Source organism: Enterobacter sp. C4G1 (assembly GCF_052886895.1).
On record NZ_JBQVVV010000001.1, the window covers coordinates 2,243,901 to 2,269,974 of the forward strand.

General features: G+C 54.3%; 25 protein-coding genes and 1 tRNA gene. 17 read left to right on the forward strand and 9 right to left on the reverse strand.

Annotated elements, in window-relative coordinates:
* Nucleotides 1–24: 24 nt before the first annotated feature.
* Nucleotides 25–741 carry an EAL domain-containing protein gene (locus ACT9TW_RS10750; RefSeq protein WP_446492339.1) on the reverse strand — a complete coding sequence of 239 codons (717 nt, stop codon included), beginning with the start codon at nt 739–741 and terminating at the stop codon, nt 25–27.
* Nucleotides 742–979: 238 nt separating this feature from the next.
* Between ACT9TW_RS10750 and ACT9TW_RS10755 the strand changes: the two genes are divergently transcribed.
* The 8 genes from ACT9TW_RS10755 to pheP all read left to right on the forward strand — a co-directional run bounded on the left by ACT9TW_RS10755 (nt 980) and on the right by pheP (nt 10,759).
* Nucleotides 980–1,056, forward strand: a tRNA-Arg gene (locus tag ACT9TW_RS10755).
* Nucleotides 1,057–1,415: 359 nt separating this feature from the next.
* On the forward strand, nt 1,416–2,432 hold the full coding sequence (locus ACT9TW_RS10760) for an iron ABC transporter substrate-binding protein (protein ID WP_315688054.1): 1,017 nt from the start codon (nt 1,416–1,418) through the stop codon (nt 2,430–2,432).
* Nucleotides 2,433–2,456: 24 nt separating this feature from the next.
* Entirely contained in the window at nt 2,457–4,031 is a 1,575-nt protein-coding gene (locus ACT9TW_RS10765; RefSeq protein WP_446492340.1) for an ABC transporter permease, read from the forward strand.
* 1 nt (nt 4,032) lies between these two features.
* Nucleotides 4,033–5,070 (forward strand): ABC transporter ATP-binding protein, encoded by a 1,038-nt coding sequence (locus tag ACT9TW_RS10770; protein WP_446492341.1) that lies wholly within the window; start codon nt 4,033–4,035, stop codon nt 5,068–5,070.
* Nucleotides 5,071–5,233: 163 nt separating this feature from the next.
* Entirely contained in the window at nt 5,234–5,509 is a 276-nt protein-coding gene (yahO, locus tag ACT9TW_RS10775) for a DUF1471 family periplasmic protein YahO (protein WP_014069212.1), read from the forward strand.
* A gap of 439 nt (nt 5,510–5,948) precedes the next feature.
* Complete coding sequence (locus ACT9TW_RS10780) at nt 5,949–7,028, forward strand: outer membrane protein assembly factor BamB family protein (RefSeq protein ID WP_446492342.1); 1,080 nt, start codon at nt 5,949–5,951, stop codon at nt 7,026–7,028.
* A gap of 53 nt (nt 7,029–7,081) precedes the next feature.
* Nucleotides 7,082–9,268: a TonB-dependent receptor gene (locus ACT9TW_RS10785; RefSeq protein WP_446492343.1), complete on the forward strand. Its 2,187-nt coding sequence runs from the start codon at nt 7,082–7,084 to the stop codon at nt 9,266–9,268.
* A gap of 102 nt (nt 9,269–9,370) precedes the next feature.
* On the forward strand, nt 9,371–10,759 hold the full coding sequence (gene pheP, locus ACT9TW_RS10790) for a phenylalanine transporter (RefSeq protein WP_182059920.1): 1,389 nt from the start codon (nt 9,371–9,373) through the stop codon (nt 10,757–10,759).
* 135 nt (nt 10,760–10,894) lie between these two features.
* On the opposite strand, the gene ACT9TW_RS10795 is transcribed toward pheP, so the two are convergent.
* The 3 genes from ACT9TW_RS10795 to ACT9TW_RS10805 form a co-directional block, all read right to left on the reverse strand.
* The gene (locus ACT9TW_RS10795) at nt 10,895–12,052 is read right to left on the reverse strand and encodes a DDE-type integrase/transposase/recombinase (protein WP_315685889.1); all 1,158 of its coding nucleotides are present in this window, start codon (nt 12,050–12,052) and stop codon (nt 10,895–10,897) included.
* 112 nt (nt 12,053–12,164) lie between these two features.
* Complete coding sequence (locus ACT9TW_RS10800; protein WP_315688058.1) at nt 12,165–12,464, reverse strand: helix-turn-helix domain-containing protein; 300 nt, start codon at nt 12,462–12,464, stop codon at nt 12,165–12,167.
* A complete protein-coding gene (locus ACT9TW_RS10805) occupies nt 12,452–12,814 on the reverse strand; it encodes a type II toxin-antitoxin system RelE/ParE family toxin (RefSeq protein ID WP_446492344.1) in 363 nt (120 codons plus the stop codon). Before ACT9TW_RS10805 ends, ACT9TW_RS10800 begins: the two co-directional genes overlap by 13 nt.
* 206 nt (nt 12,815–13,020) lie before the next feature.
* Between ACT9TW_RS10805 and ACT9TW_RS10810 the strand changes: the two genes are divergently transcribed.
* The 4 genes from ACT9TW_RS10810 to ACT9TW_RS10825 all read left to right on the forward strand — a co-directional run bounded on the left by ACT9TW_RS10810 (nt 13,021) and on the right by ACT9TW_RS10825 (nt 17,482).
* Complete coding sequence (locus ACT9TW_RS10810; protein ID WP_315688059.1) at nt 13,021–14,259, forward strand: MFS transporter; 1,239 nt, start codon at nt 13,021–13,023, stop codon at nt 14,257–14,259.
* 15 nt (nt 14,260–14,274) lie between these two features.
* Nucleotides 14,275–15,300, forward strand: a complete 1,026-nt coding sequence (locus ACT9TW_RS10815; protein WP_446492345.1) for a sugar phosphate isomerase/epimerase family protein — start codon at nt 14,275–14,277, stop codon at nt 15,298–15,300.
* Nucleotides 15,293–16,435: a Gfo/Idh/MocA family protein gene (locus ACT9TW_RS10820; RefSeq protein WP_446492346.1), complete on the forward strand. Its 1,143-nt coding sequence runs from the start codon at nt 15,293–15,295 to the stop codon at nt 16,433–16,435. The genes ACT9TW_RS10815 and ACT9TW_RS10820 overlap by 8 nt, the downstream gene beginning before the upstream one ends.
* 75 nt (nt 16,436–16,510) lie before the next feature.
* Nucleotides 16,511–17,482, forward strand: a complete 972-nt coding sequence (locus tag ACT9TW_RS10825) for a LacI family DNA-binding transcriptional regulator (RefSeq protein ID WP_446492347.1) — start codon at nt 16,511–16,513, stop codon at nt 17,480–17,482.
* Between the two features lies 1 nt (nt 17,483).
* On the opposite strand, the gene ACT9TW_RS10830 is transcribed toward ACT9TW_RS10825, so the two are convergent.
* A complete protein-coding gene (locus tag ACT9TW_RS10830) occupies nt 17,484–18,728 on the reverse strand; it encodes a mechanosensitive ion channel family protein (RefSeq protein WP_446492348.1) in 1,245 nt (414 codons plus the stop codon).
* 67 nt (nt 18,729–18,795) lie between these two features.
* Complete coding sequence (locus ACT9TW_RS10835; RefSeq protein ID WP_446492349.1) at nt 18,796–20,232, reverse strand: MFS transporter; 1,437 nt, start codon at nt 20,230–20,232, stop codon at nt 18,796–18,798.
* Between the two features lie 107 nt (nt 20,233–20,339).
* On the opposite strand from ACT9TW_RS10835, the gene ACT9TW_RS10840 reads away from it, so the two are divergent.
* The 4 genes from ACT9TW_RS10840 to ACT9TW_RS10855 all read left to right on the forward strand — a co-directional run bounded on the left by ACT9TW_RS10840 (nt 20,340) and on the right by ACT9TW_RS10855 (nt 23,012).
* Nucleotides 20,340–21,218, forward strand: a complete 879-nt coding sequence (locus tag ACT9TW_RS10840; RefSeq protein ID WP_446492350.1) for a helix-turn-helix transcriptional regulator — start codon at nt 20,340–20,342, stop codon at nt 21,216–21,218.
* Nucleotides 21,219–21,242: 24 nt separating this feature from the next.
* Complete coding sequence (locus tag ACT9TW_RS10845) at nt 21,243–22,277, forward strand: DUF2157 domain-containing protein (protein WP_446492351.1); 1,035 nt, start codon at nt 21,243–21,245, stop codon at nt 22,275–22,277.
* A 137-nt stretch (nt 22,278–22,414) separates the two neighbouring features.
* Complete coding sequence (locus ACT9TW_RS10850) at nt 22,415–22,744, forward strand: type II toxin-antitoxin system RelE/ParE family toxin (RefSeq protein ID WP_446492352.1); 330 nt, start codon at nt 22,415–22,417, stop codon at nt 22,742–22,744.
* Nucleotides 22,737–23,012 (forward strand): helix-turn-helix domain-containing protein, encoded by a 276-nt coding sequence (locus ACT9TW_RS10855; protein WP_041162197.1) that lies wholly within the window; start codon nt 22,737–22,739, stop codon nt 23,010–23,012. Before ACT9TW_RS10850 ends, ACT9TW_RS10855 begins: the two co-directional genes overlap by 8 nt.
* A 35-nt stretch (nt 23,013–23,047) precedes the next feature.
* On the opposite strand, the gene nfsB is transcribed toward ACT9TW_RS10855, so the two are convergent.
* The 3 genes from nfsB to ACT9TW_RS10870 all read right to left on the reverse strand — a co-directional run bounded on the left by nfsB (nt 23,048) and on the right by ACT9TW_RS10870 (nt 24,770).
* Entirely contained in the window at nt 23,048–23,701 is a 654-nt protein-coding gene (nfsB, locus tag ACT9TW_RS10860; protein ID WP_446492353.1) for an oxygen-insensitive NAD(P)H nitroreductase, read from the reverse strand.
* A gap of 120 nt (nt 23,702–23,821) precedes the next feature.
* On the reverse strand, nt 23,822–24,190 hold the full coding sequence (locus ACT9TW_RS10865; RefSeq protein WP_446492354.1) for an MmcQ/YjbR family DNA-binding protein: 369 nt from the start codon (nt 24,188–24,190) through the stop codon (nt 23,822–23,824).
* Nucleotides 24,180–24,770, reverse strand: coding sequence for a TetR/AcrR family transcriptional regulator (locus ACT9TW_RS10870; protein ID WP_446492355.1), 591 nt, complete (start codon nt 24,768–24,770; stop codon nt 24,180–24,182). Before ACT9TW_RS10870 ends, ACT9TW_RS10865 begins: the two co-directional genes overlap by 11 nt.
* 189 nt (nt 24,771–24,959) lie before the next feature.
* Between ACT9TW_RS10870 and ACT9TW_RS10875 the strand changes: the two genes are divergently transcribed.
* Nucleotides 24,960–26,063 (forward strand): MBL fold metallo-hydrolase, encoded by a 1,104-nt coding sequence (locus ACT9TW_RS10875; protein ID WP_446492356.1) that lies wholly within the window; start codon nt 24,960–24,962, stop codon nt 26,061–26,063.
* Nucleotides 26,064–26,074 lie beyond the last annotated feature (11 nt).

Here is a 26,074-nt window from a genome sequence, read left to right on the forward strand (position 1 = left end):
AGCTTCCCTCCTGGCGATGACGGGCTAGTCCTCCGGCCAATACCAGCAAGGCCAGTGATAACCCTGGCCTAATCCTGCTCCTGCCTGTAACGCATACGCACGATCCTGGTCGTTTTCGATACCTTCGATAAGCACGTGTCCGGCAATTTGCGAACAAAGGCTAACCAGCCTGGATAACGCAGGTGTGGCACGTAATCGCCAGAACGCGACTTTATCTATTTTGATGCCGCATAATGGTAACCGACAGGATAAAAACGGCTGGATAACGGTTTCATCAACATCGTCCAGCCAGATGCGGTGACCCTGCCTGCTTAACAGCTGCAAGCGGTGGGTAACAGACTCACGCTGCCCGGAAGAGAGGCTGAAGAAAGACGCCGGCTCGACAATCTCAATATTGAGTGGTGAGCTTTTCAGCTGCATCAGCTGGTGAAACGCTTTGCCTACCGTTAATACGGTTATCGGCAGATTGATAAAAAGGTTATTGCAGTTGAGGGCGTTTTTTAACGTGCAGAGCTGTGCTTCAAGCAACATAAGCGACTGAACCGCCGACTGGCGCTGAAAAAAACGTTCGCTTTGCTGGTGGGGAGATAACACGCTGAGCACTTCCGCACCCACGGTATGCGAAGTAGAGAGGGCAACTATCGGTTCAAGTTTGATCCCGGTGATATCGCGAGAGATGTGCTGTAAGCGGGGGGATTGCACTGCCACGCCGTCTTCCTGTTGTCTGCCAGTCTTCGCCATAGAGTGAAGGAGCCTGGCGCCAGAAAACAGCGGGCGTTACTTAAATGCAGCTAAGCCTTTTCGCAGCGGGAAGCGCGAGGTCAGAATGGGGGTAAATGTTGAAAAAACAGACGTATTTACAATCGGGTAGCGCATATCGGCACAGAAGACCGACAATCATACCAAAAGGCATTGACTCACCTGCCATTGACCGTATAATTCCACGCGTTTCACCACTGCGAAGTTTACGCTTCTCCGTGCGCCCTTAGCTCAGTTGGATAGAGCAACGGCCTTCTAAGCCGTAGGTCGTAGGTTCGAATCCTACAGGGCGTACCATTCAGGTCATCGTTTTATCAAAACACCCATTTCACCGCCGTAAAACTCTCTTATGCTCCTGCACGTCATTTTTTGAATAATGCTGTGTATTTCACCTCAGTAACGTGTAAATTCAATTGCCTGAAATAAATAGAACGCTAATGAAATAATGTATTTTGAATCTTAAGGTTTTCCTAATCTTTAATATATCCATATTTTTTTCTTAGATTTTTATCATTTTAAATTCGCGTAAAAGCCTATTTTAGACTTTTACGTAAAAACATGACTGATAGTAATTATCATTAGCGTTTTTGTATGCTTTAATCCGTATCCGCAAAGCCATTCGTTGTGAATTACTTTGGTCTATTAAGGATATGTTCATGAATTCTCGCGTATTGTCATGCTTCTCGCTTGCATTATTGTCTTCATCACTTTTCCTTTCAACTCAGTCTGTTGCGGCTGAAAACAACGAAGGTATCGTTGTTTATAACGCCCAGCATGAAAATCTGGTGAAGTCGTGGGTTGATGGTTTTACTAAAGAAACAGGGATTAAAGTCACACTGCGTAATGGCGATGACAGCGAGCTGGGTAACCAGCTGGTTCAGGAAGGAGATGCATCACCTGCGGATGTCTTCCTGACCGAAAACTCCCCATCAATGGTACTGGTTGATAATGCAAAACTGTTTGCGCCATTAGATGCGGCCACTTTAAAACAAGTCCCTGCGGAATATCGTCCTGCGCACGGCCGCTGGATCGGTATTGCTGCACGTAGCACCGTCTTTGTTTATAACCCGGCTAAGCTGAGCGAACAGCAACTGCCTAAATCGCTGATGGATCTGGCAAAACCTGAGTGGAAAGGCCGCTGGGCTGCTTCCCCGTCTGGTGCTGATTTCCAGGCGATTGTTAGTGCGATGCTGGCGCTGAAAGGCGAACAGGCTACCCTGGACTGGCTGAAAGCGATGAAAGCCAACTTTGTTGCCTATAAAGGCAACAGTACCGTGATGAAAGCGGTCAACGCTGGTCAGATTGATGGCGGCGTGATTTATCATTACTACCGTTTTGTTGATCAGTCCAAAACCGGTGAAAACAGCAAAAATACTCAACTCTATTACTTCAAACATCAGGATCCGGGCGCGTTCGTGAGCCTCTCTGGCGGCGGTGTTCTGGCGTCCAGTAAGCATAAAGAGCAGGCGCAGGCGTTCATTAAGTGGATCACCGGTAAAGAAGGTCAGGAGCAGCTGCGCACTAACAATGCATTCGAATATGCCGTAGGCGTTAACGCCGCGTCTAACCCGAAACTGGTTCCGCTGAAAGATCTTGATGCACCAAAGGTTGAGCCTTCTACACTCAACAGTAAGAAAGTCATTGAGCTGATGACACAAGCGGGCCTGCTGTGATCCTAAGAGTTAAGTGAAAGCCTTATGTCTGGTTTGAGTCTCGACCTCGGTAAAAGTACATCTCGCCAGCCGCCCCGCAAGCGGCCGGCGTTGCCGATGGTTGTGTTAGCTGTACTGTTTTCATTGATGGCGCTTCTGCCTTTAGGTTTTATCATTGCCATTGGCTTTGAGACCGGCTGGGAAACCATTAAGGCTCTCGTGTTTCGCCCGCGTGTTGCTGAGCTACTCAGCAACACGTTGTGGCTGACGGCGTTAACGGTGCCTTTGTGTATTGTCCTGGGTGTCTCCATCGCCTGGTTGACTGAGCGTACCACGCTGGCGGGCAGTCGGGTCTGGTCAGCGCTTGCCGTTGCGCCGCTGGCGATCCCTGCATTTGTCCAAAGCTATGCCTGGATAAGTGTCGTGCCTTCTATGCACGGTCTCTCTGCGGGTGTATTTCTCTCCGTACTTGCCTACTACCCGTTTATCTATATGCCTGTTGCTGCGGTTCTGCGCCGCCTTGACCCAACGCTTGAGGATGTTGCCTCTTCGCTCGGTACGCCGCCGTGGCGGGTGTTTTTCCGCGTGGTGTTGCCGCAGTTAAAACTGGCGATTTGTGGCGGGGCGCTTCTGGTTGCGCTGCATTTGCTGGCGGAATATGGCCTGTACGTCATGATCCGCTTCGATACCTTTACGACCGCGATTTACGACCAGTTCCAGTCGACGTTTAGCGGCCCGGCGGCCAATATGCTGGCGGGTGTGCTGGCCTTGTGCTGCCTGGCGATTTTGCTGCTTGAAGGCGCAACGCGCGGTAAAGCCCGCTATGCCCGTATCGGATCCGGCGCAGCGCGCGAGCAAAAACGCTGGCCGCTGAAACCGGCTGCGGCTGCGATGGGGCAGGTGCTGTTTGTGGCGCTGGTTATTCTGGCCCTGGGTGTACCGCTCGTTGTGCTGTGTCGCTGGATCTGGCTTGGGGGCGTCCAAAACTGGATGAGCGCCGATCTCTGGCTCTCGCTTCGCCAGACGCTGGTACTCGGCGTGGGTGGCGCGCTGCTGACCACCGTCTGCGTTATCCCCATTGCCTGGCTCGGTATTCGCTATCCGCATCACGTGTTCAGGATGCTGGAAGGGTGCATTTACATCACCAGTTCACTACCGGGGATCGTGACGGCGCTGGCGTTGGTGACGGTAACAATCCATTACGCGCGGCCGATTTATCAAACCGAAGTCACGCTGTTCCTCGCCTATCTGCTGATGTTTATGCCCCGTGCGCTGATCAACCTGCGGGCCGGCATCGCACAGGCGCCGGTAGAGCTGGAAAACGTTGCCCGCAGCCTGGGTAGCTCTCCGGCAAAAGCACTCTGGAGCGTCACCATGCGGCTTGCCGCCCCCGGTGCGGCGGCAGGTGCTGCGCTGGTGTTCCTTGGCGTCAGTAACGAACTCACCGCGACGCTGCTGCTCTCGCCGCTGGGGACACGCACGCTTTCAACCGGCTTCTGGGCGCTGACCAGTGAGATTGATTACGTTGCTGCGGCGCCTTACGCCATGCTGATGATCCTTATCTCACTGCCGCTGACCGGTATCCTTTACATGCAGTCTAAAAAAATCGCAGGGCTTTGACATGCTTGAACTAACGTCGATTTCTAAATCATTTGCCGATGCGCTGGTGCTCGATAACCTGAACCTGACCGTCGCGCCAGGAAGCAGAACGGCGATTGTCGGGCCGTCGGGTTCAGGAAAGACAACGCTGCTGCGTATTCTTGCCGGTTTTGAAACGCCGGATGCCGGGCGCATTGTGATGCAGGGGAAAACGCTGTTTGATGAGGCGAATTTTGTTCCTGCTCATCAGCGTGGGATCGGTTTTGTTCCGCAGGAAGGGGCGCTGTTCCCGCACCTCAATGTGGCAGACAACATTGCCTGGGGGCTGGAAGGCACCCGGCAGGAAAAACGCCAGCATGTTGAGGCGCTTATGGAAATGGTGTCGCTGGACAGGCAACTGGCAACGCACTGGCCGCATGAGATTTCCGGCGGTCAGCAGCAGCGCGTCGCACTTGCGCGTGCTCTGGCACAGCGTCCGTCGCTGATGCTGCTGGATGAGCCTTTCTCCGCGCTTGATACCGGGCTTCGCGCTATGACGCGTAAAGCAACGGCGGATCTGCTCGCTGACGCGGGCGTGGCGTCTATTCTTGTGACCCACGATCAGAACGAAGCCCTGTCATTCGCGACCCAGGTTGCCGTGATGCGCTCAGGGCGTTTCACCCAGGTGGGGACACCTTTTGAGGTTTACACCCAACCGGTGGACGAAGAAACCGCGCTGTTCCTGGGCGATGCGCTGGTCCTGCCTGCGCAACTCAATGCCGGGCGCGCGATTTGCGCTCTGGGTGAAGTCCTGACTGATGATGATAAGGCAACGGGGCTGGGACGTATGATGCTGCGCCCGGAACAACTTCGCGTGACAGCATGCGCGCCGCATGAAAGCCAAATCTCCATTCTTGACGTCGATTTCACCGGCCACTTATCCACGCTCACACTGGCATTTGCCGGGCAGCAAGCGCCGCTTATCCTGAAAACAGTGAGCCAGCCGGGGTGGAACCCAGGCACGTCTGTACGTATCGATATTGCCGGTAAGGCCCGTGTTTTTTGCGTTTCGCAGGCCTGAAAGAAATTCTTAATACTCGTTAGTATTTTCCGGCAACGGATTGTTATAAAAGATTTTTTCCAGGCATGTGGCATTTCCTGAGTTTCTCTACCATGCTGATAAAACCTCACCAAGAAAAGTGAGGTTTTACGTGGTTGTTTATTAATCTCAAGGAAAAAAGGTTATGAAAAAAACAATTGCTATTTTGATGGGAACGGCGTTTCTGTTTACGACTAATGTCTTTGCTGCTGAACTGATGACTCGCGCTGAGTTTAAAAAAGTCGAGTCTCATTATAAAAAAATCGGTACTGTCTCCACTTCGAATGAAGTATCGGTCGATGATGCGAAAAAAGAGCTGATTGAGAAAGCGGATAAGAAAGGTGCTGATGTTCTGGTGCTGACTTCCGGCAATACGAACAACAAAATTCATGGCACGGCCAATATTTACAAGAAAAAGTAATACAGTGAACGCCGCCCCGGAATGATGGGGGGGCGTTCCGTTTTGTTTCGTTTTAAACCCGCCTGAAATAAGTATGGTTGCTTGAGCAGCGCCTTCAGTGGTTAACCACTGAAGTAACCCCTGCATCTCGTCGATTTTTCTCTCCGCAAACTCATTAACCCGACACGGGGTCTCAACCTAATAATGATTTTTTGAATCCCCATCTGTATTTACACTTGATTACACAAAGATAATGAGTATAGTTCTCATTCTCTTTAGTGTTTGCGGCAACGACGGACGCCCCCCGCATCAGCAGTGAGTGCCTGACTCACAAGGAACACTGAGTAATTACGGTGGACTTTGCACTGGCCTTACAGCCTGTCAACACAATCAGATCGCTTAGCGACATACGACGCAATTTCCCGCCTGACTTTCTCTTGAACGGTAAAGGATGTTCCTGATGACCCCAAAAATGTCTGCGCTGGCATTGCTTGTTGCTGTCTCTCTTTCCGGTTGCGCTGCACAACAGGCGGCCACCCCAGCACCTGCTGTCCAGAAGACCGTAACGGCCCCTGAGAAAACCGGTGTGCTCAAACGTGAACTGGCCGATGGTCTGTACGAAATGGTGCTCAACCAGAAAGGCGATGCGCTGTTTGTTGCCAGTTCTGAAGGCTTTAAGGATGTGCAGGGCGGTGTGGTCTATAAGCTTGATCCCGCCACGCTGAAAACCCTTGGCCGCAGCCATACGGATCTGAAAAACTTCGCGATGACCATCGCACCTGACGGGCAAACGGTCTACGTCACGAACTCGCTGGACGGCGGTATCAGCGCCATCAGCACCGCGGACGGCAAAGTCAATCAACGCCTGATGTTCACCGAGCGCAACAAAGAGGGCTTCCCGTTTGGTGCACGTGAAATTCTGCTGCACGACGGCACGCTGTTCGTGGGGGGCGTGGGCGATCCGGGTGTGATTTGGGTGATAGACGCCGAAACCCTGAAGCTGAAAAAAACCATCAAAAATGCCGGCCAGTGGGTCACCGGGTTGCTGTGGTCTGAACAGACTGACCGCCTGTATGCAGCCAATGGCGGCGGCGAGATCCTTGTCATCAATCCGCACACCAACAAAATCGAAAAACGCTGGAAGCCACTGGGCAGCAAGCCCGCCCTGCTGTTGAATCTGGCCGAAGACAAGGCCACCGGGCGCCTGTTCGTCACGGATAATTCCAAAGCCAAAACCACGCTGGTGCTCAATATCCGCACCGGTGACGTTATCAAACAGCTGGATATCGGCGACTCGCTGGCGGTGAAGTTCAACGCCAACCGCAGTGAGCTGTACATCACCCAGCGCGAAAGCGGAAAACTGCTGAGCCTGGACGCCACCACCTATGCCGTGAAGCAATCATGGGATCTGCCGCCGAATCCGAACAGCCTGCTGTTGTCCGCAGATGGCCAGACCCTGTACGTCACCGTTAAACAGGCTTTCAACAAAGACCACTCAACTAACGGGCCGGACAGCGTCGTTCGTATTTCGCTTAACTAAATTCTAAGGCCCGTTCACGGGCCAATTTTGCGCGTACTTTTAATGAGTTAATTATGACCAACACCACAATGCACAAAACGCTGCTGGCGCTCGCCATTGGCGCGGTTACGCACTCCGCCTTTGCGGCGGACAACAAAAATGAAGACACCATTGTCGTTCAGTCGGCTTCGGCAGACACGTTCAAACCGGGCGGCGAACAGTTGGTGCCTGCCTTCCTTGACGGGCAGGTGGCAAACGGTGGACGCATGGGAATGCTCGGCCAGCAGAACGCCATGGACGTGCCGTTTAACCTTGTCAGCTACACCGCGAAGCTGGTTGAAGATCAGCAGGCGAAAACCATTGCCGATGTGGTCGCCAACGACGCGGGCGTGCAGTACGTTCAGGGCTACGGTAACAGTGCGGAAAGCTTCCGTATTCGTGGCCTGAAGTTTGATGGCGATGACATGACCTTTGGCGGCCTGTCCGGCGTGCTGCCGCGCCAGGTGGTTGATGCGCAGATGGTGGATCGTATCGAAATCTTCAAAGGGGCAAACTCCCTGATGAACGGCGCGGCAAGCTCTGGCGTGGGCGGGATGATCAACCTTGAGCCAAAACACGCAGGTGCAACCCCGCAGGCGAAAGTTGGCGTGGATTACACCTCTGATTCGCAGTTTGGTACCACTCTGGATGCCGGTCGTCGTTTCGGTGACAGCGATCAGTTTGGTGCGCGGGTGAACCTGGTCCATCGCGAAGGGGAAACCGGCGTGGCGAACGATCGTCGCCGCACCACCTTGCTCTCTACTGGCCTGGATTACAAAGGCGATAACTTCCGCACCTCGCTGGATGTGGGTTATCAGAAGAAGACCTTCCACGGCAGCCCAACCAGCGTCAACATTTCGGCAGTAGACTTCATTCCTGAGCCACCGAAAAATGACCGCAACATCTCGCAGAAATGGGCTTACAGCAATATCGAAAACGAATTCGGGATGTGGCGCAGCGAATACGACATCACCGATAGCTGGACGGCATATACCGGCCTCGGCGCGCAACATGCGCACGAAGAAGGTTTATACAGCGCACCGAAGATCCTCGATAAAAGTGGCCGGGCGATTGTAAGCCGGCTGGACACCAACCGCATCAGCGATTCCGTCAGCGGCATGGCAGGCATTCGCGGCAACTTCAGCACCGGTTTTGTCTCGCATAAGGTCAACGTCGGCTATTCCGCGCTGACCAAAAACGAAAAAATCGCGTGGAAGATGTCGAAGGCGGCGGATAACCCGTACACCAACATCTACCACAACACCGGCGTGAATGCGCCAGACAGCACCAACTTCAACGGCTCTGGCGGTGATTACAGTGACCCGCTGACCAGTGGTCGCACCCGCTCTCAGGGCTGGCTGTTGAGCGACACGCTCGGCGTGCTGGACGACAAACTGCTGTTCACCGCTGGCGCGCGCCATCAGAAAGTGGTGATCCGTGGTTATAACAAAATCACCGGGGCAGAAAACGACGCGGATGGCTTCGACGGCAGCCGCTGGATGCCAACCTACGGTGTGGTGTATAAGCCGTGGAATGAGATCTCGCTTTACGCTAACCACACCGAGGCCTTGCAGCCGGGTAAAACCGCGCCAGATACGGCAACCAACTACGGCCAGAGCACCGGGATCGTCCATTCAAAACAGAACGAAGTGGGGGTCAAAGCCGACTTCGGTCGCGTGGGCGGCTCGCTGGCGCTGTTTGAAATCAAAATGCCATCGGCCATTCTCGACAGCGTGACCAAACACTATGGTCTGGATGCCGAGCAGCGTAACCGCGGGGTTGAGCTGAATGTCTTTGGCGAGCCAATGCTGGGGATGCGTCTCAACGCCAGCGCCACCTGGCTACAGGCTGAGCTGACCAAGACCAACAACGGCCTGAATCAGGGCAACGATGCCATCGGCGTACCGAATTTCTATGCGGTGCTGGGTGCTGAGTACGACATCAAACCCATTGACGGGCTGACGGCAACCGCGCGCGTGAACCACTCGGGCACGCAGTATGCAGACCTGGCCAACACCAAAAAGCTGGACAGCTACACCACCCTGGATCTGGGGATGCGCTACCGCTTTGCGGTTAACCAGAATCAAAACCAGATGACCCTTCGTGCGGGCATCGACAACGTCACCAACGAAAACTACTGGGCGTCTGTTGATGATTCCGGTACGTATATCACTCAAGGCGAACCCCGGACCTTTAAAGTCTCGGTTGGCTACGAGTTCTGAGTTCCACCCTCGTTATCAGGGGCAAGGATGCCCCAATCCCTTGCTACCACCAGCATGAAGTGTTAAAACGTGCCCCTTCTAAAAAAGAGACAGGGGTAGGACGTGAAAGACGCGTCATCCGCTTCGGGCAGTGAGAGCGCCGAAGCCTCGTCGGAACATAATCCGACGCTGCAACGTGGTTTGCAAAATCGACATATCCAGTTAATTGCCCTCGGCGGTGCAATCGGTACCGGGTTGTTTCTCGGCATCGGCCCTGCTATTCAGATGGCTGGCCCGGCAGTGCTGCTGGGTTACGGTGTCGCCGGGGTTATCGCCTTTTTGATCATGCGCCAGCTTGGCGAGATGGTCGTCGAAGAGCCAGTATCAGGCTCATTTGCGCACTTTGCCTATAAATACTGGGGGCCGTTTGCAGGCTTCCTGTCCGGCTGGAACTACTGGGTGATGTTCGTGCTGGTGGGTATGGCTGAGCTGACCGCCGCAGGCATCTATATGCAGTACTGGTTGCCGGACGTGCCGACGTGGATCTGGGCTGCGGCCTTCTTCATCATTATTAACGCCGTTAACCTGGTGAACGTGCGCCTGTACGGCGAAACCGAGTTCTGGTTTGCGCTGATCAAAGTACTGGCGATTATCGGCATGATTGGTTTTGGCCTGTGGCTGCTGTTCTCTGGCCACGGTGGCGAGCGTGCAACCATCGATAACCTGTGGCAGCACGGCGGTTTTCTGGCAACGGGCTGGAAGGGGCTTATCCTGTCGCTGGCGGTGATTATGTTCTCCTTCGGCGGGCTGGAGTTGATTGGGATTACCGCGGCTGAAGCGCAGGATCCGCATAAAAGCATCCCCAAAGCCGTGAACCAGGTGGTGTACCGTATCCTGCTGTTTTACATCGGTTCTCTGGTGGTGCTGCTGGCGCTCTATCCGTGGGTAGAAGTCAAATCCGACAGCAGTCCGTTTGTGATGATTTTCCACGATCTGAACAGCAACGTGGTGGCTTCAGCGCTGAACTTCGTCATTCTTGTGGCATCCCTTTCGGTCTATAACAGCGGAGTGTATTCCAACAGCCGAATGCTGTTTGGCCTGTCTGTGCAGGGCAATGCGCCGAAATTCTTAACCCGCGTCAGCCATCGTGGTGTGCCAGTGAATTCGCTGCTGCTCTCTGGCGCAATCACGTCGCTGGTGGTGTTGATCAACTATCTGCTGCCAAAAGAGGCCTTTGGCCTGCTGATGGCTCTGGTTGTCGCCACGCTGCTGCTGAACTGGATAATGATCTGCCTGGCGCACCTGCGTTTTCGCGCGGCAATGCGTCGCAAGGGGCGCGACACCCAGTTCAAGGCGCTGTTCTACCCGGCGGGGAACTACATCTGTATCGCCTTCCTGGGGCTGATCCTCGTGCTGATGTGCACCATCGACGACATGCGTCTTTCCGCGATGCTGCTGCCAGTGTGGGTGTTGTTCCTGTTTGTGGCGTTTAAGCTGTCACGTAAGAAGTGATCTGCTTTTCTCCCTCTCCCTGTGGGAGAGGGCCGGGGTGAGGGCACCTGACCGTACTTGCCTTAAAGCCCGGTGGCGCTTCTGTATGACCGGATACATAGGTGACAGCTCAGACCGGGAACATAGGTAACACTTTTAGTCTATCCGGAGCACACTCTGGGTTTTACTGTCGTAGTACGCAAGTGTTATTCCATTAAAGATGATGGCTTCCAGGCCATCATCTTGTTCTTTCAGCATTATGTACTCACCAGTCAGTGCTTCACTCAGGAACACGGTCCCCTTTTTTCCCATATACAGTGTTCCCCTCGATTTCACCCTGTAGACCATGCCCCCTGTCGGATAAACATATTCAGGCACTCTGCCATCCCAGTGTCGGCCCGAGGGTTGCCACACCGTTCCGGGCGTTGCACCTGCCAGGGCTTCATGCGGCCTCTCGTGGTTAAACTCTTCCCGGTAGTCACTGAACCACCGCTGTTGTTCTTCCATCGTCATGAAGGTGTTGCCATATTTCACCGCACTTTTCAGGGAGCGGTGCATTCGTTCATGGCGGCCATTCTCTTCCGGGTGTCCCTTTCTGATACGTTCCGGCCTGATGCCCAGCTTGATTAGCCAGACTGCAAGACGGCTTAATCCGGCTATGCCTGTTCCCGCGAAAGGTTGACCGTTATCGGTTCTGAGCACTTCCGGCAGACCATATTCCAGGAATGCATCAGTCAGGCACGCTCTGACAAAGGGCTCACTCTCCCGGTGTGTTCCCCGGCAGCACAGCAGATACCGGCTGTGATTGTCGGTCAGAGTGAAGGGATGGCAGTACTCCCCGCTCAGCAACCTGAATTTGCCTTTAAAATCAGCACTCCAGACCTGATTGTTCTCACTGATGGTGGTCAGCGGCTGGCGATTACCCGGTGTTCTGCGTTTTCTCTTTTTATCCGGAACCAGCCCTTCACGCTTGAGGATATCGCCGATAGTACTGGCGGCAGGTACGGCAAAATCGACATGGTGATTGAGCAACCACATCCGCAGTTTTTTCGGCCCCCAGTCAGGGTGTTTCTGACGCAGGGCAGTCAGATGCCCGACGATATCATCAGGAACTGTCCGGGAGTGGGAATGCGGAGCGCGCGACTGGTCAGAGAGGGATGACAGGTCAGAAGGGTCAAAACGTTCAAGCCATTTGTAGCCGGTTTTACGGCTGATACCAAAAAGACGGCAAAGAGCGGAGAAGGAGGCCGTACCTGCATGGCAGGCACGGATAAAATCAAGGCGTTGCATAGGTTGGGTCTCAGTCCAGGGCATAGCGAGTCTCCTCTTCTATGCCAGTTATAACTGTTACCCATGTATCCGGTCTAAAGTGTTACCCATGTTTCCGGTTCATACCCTTCGCTTACCGGGCCTACAATCCTGGGCATCAAATCTGAAACGCTATCCTTTTCCCATTCGGTAGCGTCACATCAATACTGAGTTCTCCCCCAAGCGCACTGACATAGCGTTTGAGTGTTGAGAGTCGGGGATCGTTACCCGGTTGTTCGATTTTTGCCACTGTGGGTTGCTTTACCCCCATTGCCGCAGCGAGTTCCGTTTGCGAAACGCACAGTTCTTCCCGCAGTTGATTCAGTGCAACAATTCGGCGCATCTTTTCAACTTTCGTCGCAATACGTTCCTGACTTTCCGCACTCTGTTGTGCCATAAGTTCTTTTAGCGATGCCATATGGCCTCCTTATTTGCCAGATGTTTGCTGAATTCAGCGTCAGCTAGCGTAATCATCTCATTATAGAATCGCTTCTCAACACATCCGGTCTTGTCTCCGGCACACAACACAATGGCGGTGCGACTCGGATCAAAAGCAAAAAAGGCTCTAATAGGATCACCTGAATGCTGGATCCGCAGCTCTTTCATATTCGGATAGGCTGAAGCTTTAACGGTATCGACATATGGACGCCCAAGCTGAGGGCCAAACTCAGCGAGAATATGCATTGCAGCAAGTACGTCCTCCTTTAATGCGAGTGTCTGGTTAAAAAACCATTTATCAAATCTGTCCGTTGTCTCGATGTCCCACATCGTTTCTCCTTATTTCTTCCTCGCCATATCATTTTATAGCCAATAGGCTATAAAACCAATCAAATCAGCTGGGCTGGCGATGAAATGATCTTTATCGTGACCCCCCTCCCATTTCTGTTTCGATCCACAGGATCTTTATTTTGTAATCGATTACTTTCCATTTGAACTGTTTTGTAATCGATTACTTTTTCTGGGTGAGGCTCATCATGGTGTCAACAACTGAAAGTAGTGAAAAGGCGATAGTACAGCACCGGCTTCTTGTGCCACGGCTGTCGTTAATGATGTTTATGCAGTTTTTTATCTGGGGTAGCTGGTCGGTCACGCTCGGTCTGGTGATGACTCAGCACAACATGTCTTTGCTGATTGGCGATGCGTTCTCCGCAGGGCCAATTGCTTCTATTCTCTCGCCGTTTGTGCTCGGGATGTTGGTGGATCGCTTCTTTGCCTCGCAAAAGGTGATGGCGGTAATGCATCTGGCGGGGGCGGCGATCCTGTGGTTCGTGCCTGGGGCGCTGATTGCGGAAAATGGCGCATTGCTGATTGGCCTGCTGTTTGGTTATACGCTCTGCTATATGCCCACGCTTGCGCTCACCAACAACATCGCGTTTCACAGCCTGGCGAATGTCGACAAAACCTTCCCGGTGGTGCGCGTGTTTGGCACGATTGGCTGGATTGTCGCCGGGATCTTTATCGGCGTCACCGGCGTGGCGTCCAGCGTTACCATTTTCCATATTGCGGCCACCTGCTCGGTGCTGCTGGCGCTCTATAGCCTGACGTTACCGCACACCCCGGCGCCAGCGAAAGGGCTGCCGGTACAGCTGCGCGACCTCTTCTGCGCAGACGCCTTTGCGCTGCTCAAAACGCGTCATTTCTTTATCTTCTCGCTCTGCGCAATGCTGATTTCCGTGCCGCTCGGGACGTACTACGCCTATACCGCGTCTTACCTGGCCGATGCAGGAATTGCGGACGTCAGTACTGCCATGTCGTTCGGGCAGATGTCGGAAATTGTCTTCATGCTGATAATCCCTCTGCTGTTCCGCCGTCTGGGCGTGAAATACATGCTGTTGGTCGGCATGTTGGCGTGGTTTGTGCGTTACGCCTTCTTCGCGCTGGGGGTGAGTGAGGAAGGGCGCTTCCTGCTTTATCTGGGAATTTTGCTGCACGGCGTGTGCTACGACTTCTTCTTCGTGGTCGGCTTTATTTATACCGACCGTGTGGCGGGGGAGAAAGTGAAAGGTCAGGCGCAGAGCATGATTGTGATGTTCACTTACGGTATTGGAATGCTGCTGGGCTCGCAAATTTCGGGCGCACTTTACAAGGGGCTGGTGGCCGGGCAAACCCTGCCGCAGGCGTGGGTGGCGTTCTGGTGGATCCCGGCGGTAGCGGCCGCGGCGATTGCACTGATTTTCCTTCTCACGTTCAGGTATGACGATGACAAGGCTTAACATTCAGGAGGCGGTATGAGAACCATTAAGGGACCGGCTATTTTTCTGACGCAGTTTATCAGCGGGCAGCCGCCGTTTAACTCGCTGGACGGGCTGGCGGGCTGGGCGGCTGGCAAGGGTTATAAAGCACTGCAAATTCCCTGCAATCATCCACATATCTTTGATGTGGAGAAGGCCGCTGAAAGTCAGACCTATTGCGACGAGATAAGCGGAAAGCTGGCCGAGCATGGGCTGGTTATCAGTGAACTCTCGACCCATCTGGAAGGGCAGCTGGTGGCGGTAAACGCGGTGTATCGCGAGGCGTTTGATCATTTTGCACCTGAAGCGGTACGCGGCAACGATGCGGCGCGCCAGGCCTGGGCAACAGAGAAGGTAAAACAAGCGGCCGTGGCGTCGTCCCGGTTAGGGTTGAACGCGCATGCAACGTTTTCCGGCTCGCTAGCCTGGCCGTATTTCTACCCGTGGCCACCGCATAATGAACAGCGTTTCCAGGAGGCGTTCCAAGAGCTGGCACGTCGCTGGCGGCCGATTCTGGATACCTTTGATGAACACGGGGTGAATGTCTGTTTTGAGCTGCATCCGGGGGAAGATCTGCACGACGGCGTGACCTTTGAGCGTTTTCTGGCGCTGGTGGACAACCATCCGCGCTGCAACATTCTCTACGACCCAAGTCATATGCTGTTGCAACAGATGGACTACCTGACCTTTATTGATATCTACCATTCGCGGATCAAGGCATTCCACGTTAAAGATGCCGAATTCAGGGCCAACGCGCGCAGCGGCGTGTACGGCGGCTACCAGCCGTGGATCAATCGGGCGGGGCGCTTTCGTTCGCTGGGCGATGGTCAGATTGATTTTAAGGGGATTTTCAGCAAGCTGACGCAGTACGATTACGACGGCTGGGCGGTGCTGGAGTGGGAATGTTGCCTGAAGGATGGCGACACCGGCGCCAGCGAGGGCAGCGAGTTTATCCGCCGCCACATTATTCCGGTGTCGGGGCGTGCATTTGATGATTTTGCAGCAGGAGGCAGCAATGATTAATGTCGGTATTATCGGCAGCGGGTTTATCGGCCCGGCCCATATTGAAGCGCTTCGCCGCCTGGGGTTTGTGCAGGTTGTGGCGCTGTGCGATGGCTCGCTTGCCCTCGCGCAGGAAAAAGCGCGCGCGCTTAATGTGCCCCACGCCTACGGCAGCGTTGATGAGCTGCTGGCGCACCCTGATTTGCACGTGGTACATAACTGCACACCCAATCATCTGCACGCGGAAGTAAATCGCCAGATTTTACGCGCGGGCAAGCATGTCTTTTCCGAGAAACCCCTGTGCATGACACCGCAAGAGGCGCGTGAGCTCGTAGCACTGGCAGAACAGGCGGGGGTGATCCATGGCGTCAGCTTTGTCTACCGCCAGTTTGCGATGGTGCGCCAGGCGGCAAGCATGATGCGCGAAGGCCGTATCGGGCGGTTGTTCGCTGCACACGGCAGCTATTTGCAGGACTGGATGCTACTGGAAACTGACTACAACTGGCGGGTTGATGCCGCTCTCGGTGGGGCGTCGCGCGCAGTTGCCGATATCGGCTCCCACTGGTGCGATACCGTGCAGTTTGTTACCGGGCGGCAGATAACCGAAGTGATGGCCGATCTCTCGATAGTCTGGCCAACGCGTAAGGCCAGCGTGGCGGGAAATCAAACCTTCATCCACGACGAACGGGCAGCGTATGAGGATAAACCGGTCACTACCGAAGACTTCGGCTCGGTGCTGTTTCGCTTTGATGACGGCAGCAAAGGCAGTTTTAACGTTTCGCAGGTCAGTGCCGGGCGTAAAAACCGCCTGACCTTTGAGATCAACGGCAGTGAACACTCCGTGGCGTGGGATCAGGAAGTGCCGCAACGGCTGTGGATTGGCCATCGCGCGCAGGCTAATCAGCTGCTGAGCGACGATCCGGGTTTAATGAGCCCGGATGCGGCGGAAAGCGCCCATTTCCCGGGGGGCCATATCGAAGGCTGGCCGGACGCGTTCAAAAATATGATGGCGCAATTCTACCGCGCTGTTCAGGCGGGGAGGATGCCGGAGCAACCGTTGTTCGCCACCTTTCATGAGGGTGCGAATGTGATGTATATCATTGATGCAATAGTAAAAAGCCATCAGCAACAGCGATGGGTGCGTATTGAGCGATGACGTGTTGCCCGGTTCGCCGGGCAACAAATTTATGATAGCCTGCATAAAACGCTAACCGCAGGATGTGTCGTCGTTATGTCAATTCAGAAAATCGCTCAGCTTGCCGGCGTGTCCGTGGCCACCGTGTCGCGCGTGCTCAATAACAGCGACACCGTAAAGGCAAAAAACCGCGAGCGCGTCCTGTCAGCCATCAAAGAGAGCAACTACCAGCCTAATTTGCTGGCGCGCCAGCTGCGCACCGCCCGCAGCAACATGATCCTGGTGATGGTGTCCAACATCGCCAACCCGTTTTGCGCGGAAGTGGTAAAAGGTATCGAAGAAGAGGCCGAAAAAAACGGTTACCGCATTTTGCTGTGCAACTCCGGCTCTGATATCGAACGTTCCCGCTCAGGCTTAAGCCTGCTGTCAGGTAAAATTGTTGATGGCATTATCACCATGGATGCGTTCTCTAAGCTTCCCGAACTTTCAGCGCTGATCGGGGCCGCTCCCTGGGTGCAGTGTGCCGAATACGCAGATGCCGGATCGGTATCCTGCGTGGGGATCAATGATGTCGATGCCTCGCAACATGTGGTGAGCCAGCTTGCCGACAGCGGTCGTAAACGCATTGCCCTGATTAACCACGATTTAAGCTACAAATATGCCCGTCTGCGCGAGCGGGGCTATAAAAGTGTGCTGCATCTGCGCGAACTGGATTATCAGGTTGTGGAATACGCACGCGAACTCAGCTCTGCAGCCGGGATGTCCGCGATGCAAAAGCTGCTGGCAGATAACCCGCCGGATGCGGTCTTTGCCGTATCCGACACGCTGGCGGCTGGTGCATTGCGGGCGATTGAGCAGGCGGGGCTGCGCGTGCCACAGGATATCGCAGTGGTGGGTTTTGACGGCACGGAGCTTGCAGACATGATCTCCCTGACCACTATCGAACAACCTTCGCGGGATATCGGGCGCAAGGCGGTCGATTTGCTGCTGAATAAAATCGATAATCCGGATGCGCCTACGGAAAGGGTGATGATGGACTGGCGCTTTATTTCCCGCGCCAGTTCCTGATTTATTTCGCCAGTGCGCTGGCCAGCGAGCGAATATCGTTCCCGGTTGGCGCCTGGTGAATACGTAGCCCAAATTCGTCTATTACCGCGAAAATATGATCGAAAATATCTGCCTGAATATTTTCATATTCAGCCCAGATAACGGTATTGGTAAAGGCATATATTTCAACCGGTAGACCGTTAGCGTCGGGGGCTAACTGGCGCACCATTAGGGTCATATCTTTACGAATGCGTGGGTGGTTACGCAGATATTCATTCAGATAAGCACGGAATGTCCCGATATTGGTCATCTTGCGCAGGTTCAATACTGACTCGCCTTCGCCGTTTTCCTCATTCCACACGCTGATTTCTTCATGACGTGCGGCCATATAAGGTTTGAGCAGTTTTGCCTGAATCAGGTGCTGTTGTTCCTGCTCGCTGAGGAAATGGATGCTGGTGGTATCGATATTCAGGCTGCGTTTAATCCGCCGCCCGCCGGAAGCCGACATCCCGCTCCAGTTAATAAAGGCATCAGACACCAGCGCCCAGGTTGGGATGGTGGTTATCGTATTATCGAAGTTGCGTACTTTCACCGTGGTCAGGCCGATATCCGTTACCGTGCCGTTTGCCCCGTATTTCGGCATCTCCAGCCAGTCGCCAAGCCGGAGCATGTCGTTGGCGGAAAGCTGAATACCGGCTACCAGCCCCAGGATTGGGTCTTTAAAGACCAGCATTAATACCGCAGCCATCGCCCCCAGACCGCTAATCAGAATGGCGGGCGACTGACCAATCAGCAGGGAGATAATCAAAATCCCCACCAGGATTGCGCTGACCAGTTTTATCCCCTGGAATATCCCTTTCAGTGGTAGCTGAGAGGCAGTCGCCATTTTTTGCGACAGCTTAAGCATAACGTCCAGCAGCGAGAAGAAAGAGAGCAGGGCGTATACCATCACCCATAGCTTTGCGCAGGTGGTCAGGATTTCAGCCGCGTCGCTGCTTTTTTGTAACCATAATACCGCCTGAACGTTGACGATAATCCCCTGTAGGGTAAACGCCAGACGGTGAAATAATTTATTTTGCGTGATTATCTGCAACCACAAATGGCTACTGGCCTGGGCACGTTTTTCAAATGCCCGCAGCACCCCTTTGTGCAGAATAAAATGTACTACGATGGCAGTAAGAAAAATAATACCAAAGATTATCACCAGGGATGTGGTGTGATTAATTTCAATGCCTAACTCTTCAACCTGGGCAATTAATTCCTGCATAACGTCTCCTGTATTGATGCAGCCCCATAATGGCGGCTGCGGATCTATTATGCAAATTAGGGGGGGCTTATTTCATCGCGTGGCAGGCTTTCACCACGGGCATACGCAGGTGATGGCGCATACGCAACGTTGCCAGTGCCAGGACAATCATCATGACGGTTTCCACCACCAGGAAAGCGTTGGTCGCCTGGGTGTAATCCCCGTGGTGGTTGTGCAGCGCATGCAGCAAAATGGCCCCGAAGATAGCCGGGCCAAGGCCTAATGCAGCCTGTTGCAGGGTGCTCAGAATGGCGCTGGCGGCACCGGCATCGTCAGGCTGGATATCGCGCATCCCGATACGGTAGAAACTGTTGACGATCAGCGCCTGGCCGTAGCCCACCAGCCCGGTTGCCGGGGCCAGCGTCAGCGCGGTGTTACTCATTCCCCAGTAACGGAAGGTGGCGATCAGCGCCAGCAGGCCGATTATCTGGATGGCGAGACCGGTGAGCAGAATGGTGCTGGTGCTGTAGCGAGCAATCAGACGCGGGGCAAACCACGCGGAAATAAAGTACGTCACCCCAAGCGCAATAAAGCTGTTCCCGGACTGCCACGGTGCCATGCCCAAACCCGTTTGCATGGTCAGTGCCATGCAGAACATAAACCCGGACCAGACGCTGAAAAAGAGCATCGCAATCAACACGCCAAAACGGATGCTGCCGAGCTGCAAAAGACGCGGCGGGATCAGTGGGTGGTCGTTCTCACGCTCTTTTTTGCGCGCATTTATCGCCATTAACCAGGCCAGCGGAATAATGGCAATCAGCGCAGCCTTAAGCGGCCAGGACCAGTGCCACTGCGGGCCGAGTGCCATTGGGAAAAGCAGACAGCAAAGAATTGCCGCCAGCAGGGCAGTGCCTGCCCAGTCGATGCGTGACGGGGTATCACGGCGGGTTTCCGGCACATGGCGGCGGCTTAACGCCAGCACAATCAGGCAGAATGGCACGTTGATGAAAAAGGCATTTCGCCAGCCCAGCCCGGCGATATCGGCTGATACCAGCCAGCCGCCGCCCATCTGCCCGACGATAAATGCGATACCACCGATACCGCCAAACAGGCTGATGGCTTTGGCGTGCGCCGTTCCTTTTAGCGTAACATGTAGCGTGGCGAGGATCTGCGGCATGATAAGTGCGGCCCCGGCACCCTGAACAATACGCGCAGCCAGAAGCTGTTCAATGCTCCCCGCCATACCGCACAGCAACGACGCCAGCCCAAAAATCGCTACCCCCGCCATAAACAGACGGCGACGACCCAGGTTATCGCCAAGCTTACTGCCCAGCGCCAGACAGACGGCAAACGCCACACCGTAGAGCGCGACAATCAGCTCCAGTTCGGTTGCGGTGGCATGTAACGAGCGGGTAATGGAGTCCAGCGCGACGTTGGTGATTGAGGTATCAATCAACGGCAACATCTGGCCGGTTAACAGCAAAATCAGGCCTGCACGACCCGGTGAAACAACTGACGTATTCATGGTAACTCCATTGCGTCATTCAACAGATGGTCGTAGCATCGACTATCTGATAAACGGGTACCAGTTCTTACTTATACTGGTACTGGCACTACCATGCAGGGGGAAATATGGCGCTAATGTCTGAACCTGTCACTTCGCTTCAGGATGACACCCGAAAACAGCTGGGGGCATTTTTGCGCGCGCGTCGCGAAAGCCTCGATCCGCAGCGCCTGGGTTTACCACGCAGTGGACGCCGCCGCACGCCGGGCCTGCGCCGTGAAGAGGTGGCATTGCTGGCGGATGTGGGCGTCACCTGGTACACCTGGCTTGAGCAGGGCAGGGACGTAAACCCGTCCAGCGCCGTTATGGCGGCGGTAGCAAAAGCGCTGCAATGCACGCCAACGGAAACCCGACATGTATTTGTACTGGCGGGGCTGCCTCCGGGCGAAGCACCGCAGCTGGTACAGTGCGAGGGGATTAGCGAAGGCACGCGCCGCCTGCTCGACACCCTGATGCCGAAGCCTGCCAGCATTCAGAAACCCAATTTTGACATCGTGGCGTGGAATGACGGCTTCGGGCATCTGATGGGTGTCGATTTCAATGAAATTCCGCCGGAAGACCGCAACTGTATTTATCTGTTCCTCACCCATCCGGCGTGGCGCGCTCGTCTGGGCAAACGCGACGATGCGCTGGCGATATTCGTCTCCTACTTCCGCGCGGCAATGGCGGAGCACCGGGGCGATCCGCTGTGGGAAGCCAAGCTGGCGCGCTTCTTTGCGGTGTCGGAGGAGTTTAAAACCCTGTGGCACCAGCGCAACGACGTGCGCGGCGTCGAAAACCAACTCAAGGTCTTCTGCCACCCTGAACTGGGAGAGTTTAATTTACAGCAGATGTACTGGTATTCCGCGCCGCGAAACGGCTCGCGGTTGCTGGTCTATCTGCCGGTGGATGAGACCGGGGAGCAGGCGCTAACATGGCTGGCGCAGCAGGCTGTTATACTGAGCTAAGCCCAACTCTTTCAGGGATCGAATATGAACGTTACGCGTAAGCAAGAAAAAGTTCTTCGCCGCGCTCTCACCGAGTGGGAACAAGAGGGGGCATTAACGGCTGAGGAACATCAGCGTCTGGCGGGTAGCCTGAAACGCGTTGCGATGGACTGGCAGCGCCTGAGCCGCTACGCCTTCTGGACCGCGCTGGCTTGCGTCATTATCGCCATCGGCAGCCTGTTTGCCGACAGCGAGCTGATGGCGCGCATCATCGAATTTTTCTCTTTCTCATCCATTGCTCGTATCGGGTTGCCTGCGCTGGTGGCGGTGCTGTTTTACCTGTGGGGATTTGCCAGACAGCGGCGGGAAACCCAGTGGCACTACAGCACGGAATCTATCCTGTTCCTTGGCGTGTTCTTTACCGCCATCGCGCTTTGGCAGCTTGGCGAAAGGCTGGATAACGGCAGCGGTCACATCGCGCCGCTGTTCCTTGCAGGCTGCGCCGTTTACGGGCTGGTGGGGTTCTTTGGCCGCTCAGGACTGGTGTGGCTGTTCTTCCTGCTATCGCTTGGCAACTGGTTTGGTGCGGAGACGGGCTATATGTCCGGCTGGGGCGCATACTGGCTGGGGATGAATTATCCGGTGCGGTTTATCTTCTTTGGCGGCGCGCTACTGGCGCTGTGCTGGGTATTGCGCGCGATGTTGCAGGCGCGCCATCTGTACACCACCAGTAAAGCGATGGGGCTGACGTACCTGTTTGTTGCGCTGTGGATCATGTCGATTTTTGGCAACTACGATGTGGATAACTGGTACAGCGTCACTCAGGCTTCGCTGCTGCCGTGGGCGCTGCTGTTTGCCGTCGCGGCGGGTCTCTGTATTTACATCAGCCTGAAAACTGACGACGGGATGCTGCGTGGCTTCGGCCTGACGTTCCTCGCCATCAACCTCTACACCCGCTATTTCGAGTACTTCTGGGACGGGATGAACAAAGTGGTCTTTTTCCTGATCCTCGCGGCATCACTGGCGGTGATAGGGCGTTATGCCGAGAAAATCTGGCACGCCGGGAGTTCGGTTAAGTAGGTTTTGCGAGGCGCTTTCAGGGAATGAATGCAGTTTTTCCTGGGCCTTGATAAAGCGTGTAAGGTATCTCACGGAAGGCAAAATTAGCCTTTAATGCAAATTGCCTTATATGCTAATATCATCAGGGATGACATATTGTGTTCAGACTCATTGTCCATGAGGCAGTCAGAGAAGAGCTCCTCTCATTGCCAGCAGGGGTACAGGCGAAGTTGATTCGCCAGCTTGATAAACTGCGCAGTAATCCGACGGCGCTACGAGAGCCCGACAGCAAACCCTTACCCTATGGTTTGTTTGAAATCAGAACTATTGGGCTGCTTCATAGCCGCGGGATTTATGTGTATCAGCAGGGGAAGACGATTTTTCTGCTGCGAGTGTTTATCAAGAAGACCCAGAAAACGCCCTCTGCGGAGATCCGTCTGGCATTAAAACGACAACAGGAGATGTTGGATGAGCAAGAAGATGATTGACTGGGATGCGTTAAGATCTGAACTGCTAAGTCACTCAGACGTGCAGGCGGCATTTGATGCAGAGGAACGCAAAGAACGCCTGCGTGAAATGCTGGCGCAGTGGCGTAATCATGCTGGTCTTACGCGTGCGCAGGTTGCGGAACGAATGGGAGTCAGCGCGCCAACGGTTTCCCGCATGGAAGCCAATATTACCCGGGCAAGCCTGGATACCTTAACGCGTTATGCGCTGGTATGCGGTGTTAAGCATCCGCAGATTACGCTGTACTAAAATCTGGCACGCCGGAACCCCGGGTGCCAGTAGCCTTAGCACTCGGTGACAACAGTGCTCTGCGGCAGGCGAGACTTCGGCAGAGAGGCGTTGAAATCTTCTACGCTGTGATGCCCGACCGGCACCACTACCAGGCTGGTGAAGCCTTTCTCTTCCAGGCCAAACTCTTCGTCGAGGATAGCGGCGTCGAAGCCTTCAATTGGCACTGCATCCAGGCCCATCGCGCCCACGCCCAGCAGGAAGTTGCCTACGTTCAGGTAAACCTGTTTTGCCATCCACTGATGGTCATCTTTCAGGTCCACGCGGTGCATGTCGGCAAAGTAGTGGCGGCCTTTGTTGTTGGCGGCTTTTGCTTCTGGCGTGGCAAAACGACCATCGGCATCTTCCTGGTCCACCACACGTTCTAGCCATGCGTCGTCCATTGCGGTTTTCGCGCAGAACACCACAACGTGAGAGGCATCCAGCATTTTGCGTTCGTTGAACACATAGCTTTCTGCGGCAGATTTTGCCACGCGTGCTTTACCTTCTTCAGTGCTGGCAACAATGAAGTGCCATGGCTGTGAGTTGGTGCTGGACGGGCTGTATTGCAGCAGGGTTTTAATTTTCTCGCCTTCTTCAGCGGTCAGTTTTTTGCTTGCGTCGAACGCCTTAGTGGAGTGGCGTTTCAGGGCGACAGAAATAATATCCATAACAACTCCTGGTGATGAAATTCGCCCGTCGGCGGGCGCGAAAGGGAAGCAGATTACAAGGCAATGCGGGAAAAGATAAGTGCGATACGAGCGCTTATACTGTTCGTCTCAACCGAACAATCAGACCGGGCGTATCCACTTCTGATCTTTTTTGGGCAGCTTGTCGACAACCAGATTCCATGAATCAGTGATAAGGTCGGCAACCAGCTCCGGCGTCATGTCATCGCTGCCGTAGAGTGAAATCCAGAGCTTTTTATTCAGGTGATAACCCGGCTCAATGCCGCGGTAAATCTGCTGATTTAACAGCGATTTTTCCGGGTCGGATTTCAGGCTGACGTGAGGACGCCCTTTTACAGTCGCCACAATCATGAAGACCTTCCCGGCCACTTTAAACACGTCATACTCTGGCCCAAACGGCCAGCAGTGTTCTGAGAAGGGGAATTCCCGTGCAACCCTTATGGCGTGCTCCTGTAATTCACTACCGTCCATCACTATCCTCCTGAGCCAGCCCGCGCCACATGGCTTCAAAACCGAGTGCTTTAAAATCGACGGCGCGTGAAGGATCGCGGGTGGCAAATTCCATTGTGGTTTCAGCCAGTGATAAGAAAATCGCATCACCGAACGTTTTGAATTCATCAGACATAAACACCTGGCGCACCGAGCGGCGACAAAGTTCATGCAGTTCCGGGAACATGTCTTTTACGGCCTGTTCGGTCTCAGCGTTGATTTTTTCACTGACGCCAAGCTGGCGAATGGCTGCGTGCGAGACGGGATTACGAATACCCCAGTCCACGTAGCTGTTCCAGATGTTGCGGGTATGATCTTTGGGCAGGGTAATGCTGCGATCAAGATTTGCCAGCATCGTCTGGCAGAGATCCTGTTTCAGGTGTAGATAGAGGGCATTCAGCAGATCGTCTTTGGTAGCAAAGTAGCGGAACAGCGTGCCTTCGGCGACGCCCGCGTTACGGGCGATTAATGCCGTTGAAGCGGCGATACCTGACTGTGCAAATGCAGCGGTTGCTGCTTCCAGTAAGGCCTGTTTTTTATCTTCACTCTTAGGACGTGCCACTAAATTTCCCCTCCTGTCAATTGTAAAAACCATGATTGAAACACGTGCTTTGCCACGCTGCAACGCGGAATGTCAAAGATCGAAAACGTCTTGACGAGTTTCTCGTCATATCTATAATGAGTGCTTACTCACTCATAATCAAGTTTACCCGCGCAATCCATCGGATGGGGCGCGTAGCCGGGTCAGGATATGAAAAAGCCTCTATTCATCTGCGTGGTGTTTGTCATGATTATTGCTTCAGCTGCAAGTTTACCTTTTGTCCTGAATGCTGGATTTGGCCAGCCACCGCAGGGTGAGCAGCTAACGGAAGTTGAAGCGTCTGCGCAGTATCGCGACGGGCGTTTCCACAATACGCTGCCTACGCCGGGCTATAACGGCGACAAAAATATGCTGGTGGCGATGTGGGAATTTCTGACCAAAAAAACTGAAAACGCGCGTCCTGCCGAGCCTCTGCCGCTGGTGAATACCGATCTGGCGAGCCTGCCGCTGGAACAGGATACGCTGGTGTGGCTCGGCCACTCCTCCTGGTTTATGCAGCTTGCGGGCAAACGCATCCTGATCGATCCGGTGCTTGGCAACTACGCCGCACCGTTCTCGTTCCTGAATAAAGCCTTTGCGGGTGAATACCCGTGGCGCGCGGAGTCCATGCCGGACATCGACCTGCTGATTATCTCTCACGATCACTACGATCATCTGGATTACGCCACCATTAAGGCGCTGCTGCCGAAGGTGAAGCGCGTGGTCACGCCGCTGGGTGTGGGTTCGCATCTGCGCTACTGGGGCATGAACCCGGCGATCATCGACGAGCGCGACTGGAATCAGTTGGTGCGCATCAGCGATGAACTGACGGTTCATGTGCTCCCGGCGCGTCACTTCTCCGGACGCGGCATCAAACGCGACCAGACCCTGTGGGGCAGCTTTATGTTCGTCACTCCTGAGCAGAAGGTTTACTACAGCGGTGATTCCGGTTACGGGCCGCACTTCAAAGCCATTGGCCAGCAGTTTGGCGAGGTGGATTTAGCCATTATGGAAAACGGCCAGTACGACCAGGACTGGAAGTACATCCACATGCTGCCGGATGAAACTGCGCAGGCGTCGGCAGATCTTAACGCCAGAGCCGTTGTACCGGGGCATAACGGACGCTTTGTGCTGGCGAAACACACCTGGAACGATCCGCTGATCCAGCTGGCAAGAGCCAGCAAGGATAAAAACTATCGGCTGCTGACGCCGGAACTGGGCGAACCCGTCCGCGTGGGTGATACCACCCAACAATTTAGCCAGTGGTGGGAATAATGTTTAATCGG